Below are 3521 nucleotides of genomic sequence, written 5' to 3' on the forward strand. Positions count from 1 at the left end.
ACGGGCAGGGGATTTTTGTCTCATCGAACTTATTTGTTCAATTCGTTAGCCAGATACAGCCAAGTTTCAATCACGGTATCAGGGTTGAGCGATACGCTCTCGATACCTTCTTGAACCAGCCATTTGGCAAAGTCCGGATGGTCTGACGGGCCTTGACCGCAAATACCGACGTATTTGTTTTGTTTGCGGCAGGCAGAGATTGCCAAGTGCAACATCACTTTAACGGCAGGGTTGCGCTCGTCGAAGGAATCAGATACCAAACCGCTGTCACGGTCGAGGCCGAGGGTCAGCTGGGTCATGTCGTTAGAGCCGATGGAGAAACCGTCGAAGTATTGCAGGAATTGTTCTGCCAATACAGCGTTGCTTGGCAACTCGCACATCATGATCAGGCGCAGGCCGTTTTTGCCGCGTTCCAAACCGTTTTCTTTCAGGGCTTTGACAACAGCTTCGGCTTCACCCAAAGTGCGGACGAATGGAATCATGATTTCGACGTTGGTCAAACCCATTTCGTCACGGACGCGTTTCAAGGCTTTGCACTCGAGTGCGAAGCAGTCTTTGAAGCTGTCAGCAACATAACGCGCTGCACCACGGAAGCCCAACATTGGGTTTTCTTCGTGCGGTTCGTAGATGCTGCCACCTACCAAGTTAGCGTACTCGTTGGATTTGAAGTCAGACATACGGACGATGGTTTTGCGTGGATAAACCGAAGCAGCCAAAGTTGCCACACCTTCTGCGATTTTATCGACATAGAAGTCGACAGGAGAAGCGTAGCCAGCGATGCGGCGGGTAATTTCCGCTTTCAATTCGTCGTCTTGTTTGTCAAATTCCAACAAGGCTTTAGGATGGATACCGATTTGACGGTTGATGATGAATTCCATACGTGCCAAGCCGATGCCTTCGCTAGGCAGGTTGGCGAAGCTGAATGCCAATTCAGGGTTACCAACGTTCATCATCACTTTGACAGGGGCTTTAGGCATGTTGTCCAAAGCAACATCGGTAACTTGTACGTCCAGCAGGCCGGAGTAGATGAAGCCGGTATCGCCTTCGGCACAAGATACGGTAACTTCTTGGCCGTCTGAAAGCAGGTCGGTAGCATCGCCACAACCTACAACAGCCGGAATACCCAATTCACGCGCGATAATCGCTGCGTGGCAGGTACGGCCACCACGGTTGGTAACAATGGCAGAAGCACGTTTCATTACCGGTTCCCAATCCGGGTCGGTCATGTCGGTAACGAGTACGTCGCCTGCTTCAACGGAATCCATCTCTGAAGCATCTTTCACCAAGCGAACTTTACCTTGGCCAACTTTTTGACCGATAGCTCGGCCTTCGCACAAGACAACTTTTTCGCCGTTGATAGAGAAGCGGCGCAGGTTGCGGCTGCCGTCTTCTTGAGATTTTACAGTTTCAGGGCGTGCTTGCAGGATGTAGAGTTTGCCATCCAAACCATCGCGCCCCCATTCGATGTCCATTGGGCGGCCGTAGTGTTTTTCGATGGTCAGCGCGTAATGAGCCAACTCGGTTACTTCGGCGTCGGTAATGGAGAAGCGTTGACGGTCTTCTGCAGGTACATCAACGTTGGTTACAGATTTACCGGCTTCGGCTTTGTCGGTAAAAATCATTTTGATTTGTTTCGAACCCATGGTTTTGCGCAGGATAGCCGGTTTGCCTGCTTTCAAAGTAGGTTTGAATACATAGAATTCGTCAGGGTTTACCGCGCCTTGTACGACGTTTTCGCCCAGGCCGTAAGAAGAGGTAACGAAAACGACTTGGTCGTAACCGGATTCGGTATCGATGGTGAACATCACACCGGAGGCACCGCTGTCAGAGCGCACCATGCGTTGTACGCCGGCAGAAAGGGCAACGATGTCGTGTTCGAAGCCTTTGTGGACACGGTAAGAAATGGCACGGTCGTTGTACAGGGAAGCGAATACATGGTGCATCGCTTCTTTAACGTTATCCAAACCATTAATATTCAGGAAGGTTTCTTGTTGGCCGGCGAAAGAAGCGTCCGGCAAGTCTTCTGCTGTTGCAGAAGAACGTACGGCAACGGAGATGTCCGCACCGCCGGCATCGGCAACCATTTTGTTCCAAGCTGTTTCGATTTCAGCATCCAGTTGCTCAGGGAACGGGGTATCCAAAATCCATTGACGGATTTCTTTACCCACGCGTGCCAATTCAGCAACGTCTTCAACATCCAGTTGTTTCAGGGCTTCGGAAATACGCTCGCTCAGACCATTGTGAGCCAGGAAAGCACGATAAGCTTCGGCTGTGGTTGCAAAACCGCCGGGAACGCGCACGCCTTTTTCAGTCAGTTGGCTGATCATTTCGCCCAAAGAGGCATTTTTACCGCCCACTCGCTCAACGTCAGTCATACGCAGGTTTTCAAACCAAATAACGTAGTTTTCGGCCATTTGTGTGTCCAATCCAAAAAATGTTAAAAAAGAAACAAATCCGCCTGCTTATTGTAGCCATTCGTTTGATGGCTGTCATGTGTTTTATCTTTTTAAAAATCACAAATTCGTCTGTGATATTGTGCTTTTCAGGCGTGTAGCCTTCTGAAATGTGAATATCAGATTCATGTTTTTACGTGTTATCTTCTTGTTAAATATGGAAAACAAAATAAGTTAATAAATTTGATAAACAAGATTTATTTTGCAATTTTAGAATAAAATTCTACAAAATAGCAAAAAATAAAATTTTGTGCCAATTTAAAAATTGTTCAAATTTGTTGTAATCCTGTGTAATCTATCGGGAATTGCTTTATTGCAAAGGCTGTAACTGCTATGATTGCCGTCTGAAACGTTACCCTCAAGAGGATTCATTATGACTGATCCACGCCAAGTCTTCTATATTTCCGACCGAACCGGTCTGACCGCTGAAAATATCGGTGAAGCCTTGCTGAACCAATTTGGCAATGTTGAGTTCAAACGCCATACCTATCCGTTTATTGATACGCCTGAAAAAGCGCGTGCTGTTGTAGACAAAGTCAACCAGTCAGCTGAAAAATTCGGCGTGCGCCCGATTGCTTTTGTCAGTGTGGTCAATGACGAAATCCGTGAAATCATCAAGAAAGCCAATGCGTTCCATATTAATTTCTTTGAAACCTTTCTCGGTCTTTTGGAAAAGGAACTCAATACGGAGGCGGTTGCCGCCCGGCAGGGGCACCACAGTATCGGCAATACCCAACGCTATGATGCGCGTATGGAGGCGGTCAATTTTTCACTGAATCATGATGACGGCGTCAGCGATAAAAACCTGCAGGAAGCGGATGTGATTTTGATGGGCGTGTCCCGTTCGGGCAAAACGCCGACCTGTCTCTATCTGGCCCTGCAATACGGTATCCGCGCCGCAAACTATCCATTGATTCCCGATGATTTGGAATCGACCGATTTGCCGCGTATGGTCAAACCTTATAAAGACAAGCTGTTCGGCTTGACCATTCAGCCTGAGCGTCTGCAGGCTATCCGTCATGAGCGCCGTCCTAATTCGACCTATGCCAAAATCGATACTTGCCGCAG

2 protein-coding genes are annotated in these 3521 nt (G+C 48.2%); one reads left to right on the forward strand and one right to left on the reverse strand.

The window, feature by feature from the left end; translation table 11 throughout:
- Positions 1-29: 29 nt before the first annotated feature.
- Entirely contained in the window at positions 30-2414 is a 2385-nt protein-coding gene (gene ppsA, locus ACTHS3_RS10790) for a phosphoenolpyruvate synthase (RefSeq protein ID WP_004520518.1), read from the reverse strand.
- A 412-nt stretch (positions 2415-2826) separates the two neighbouring features.
- On the opposite strand from ppsA, the gene ACTHS3_RS10795 reads away from it, so the two are divergent.
- On the forward strand, positions 2827-3521 hold a 695-nt coding region (locus tag ACTHS3_RS10795; protein ID WP_440367942.1), incomplete at its 3' end, for a pyruvate, water dikinase regulatory protein.

The organism is Neisseria sp. P0009.S007, from assembly GCF_051962515.1.

Excerpts from the sequence above, each read along its gene's own strand:
- ppsA (WP_004520518.1), bottom strand. The coding sequence starts at position 2,414 with ATGGCCGAAAACTACGTTATTTGGTTTGAAAACCTGCGTATGACTGAC.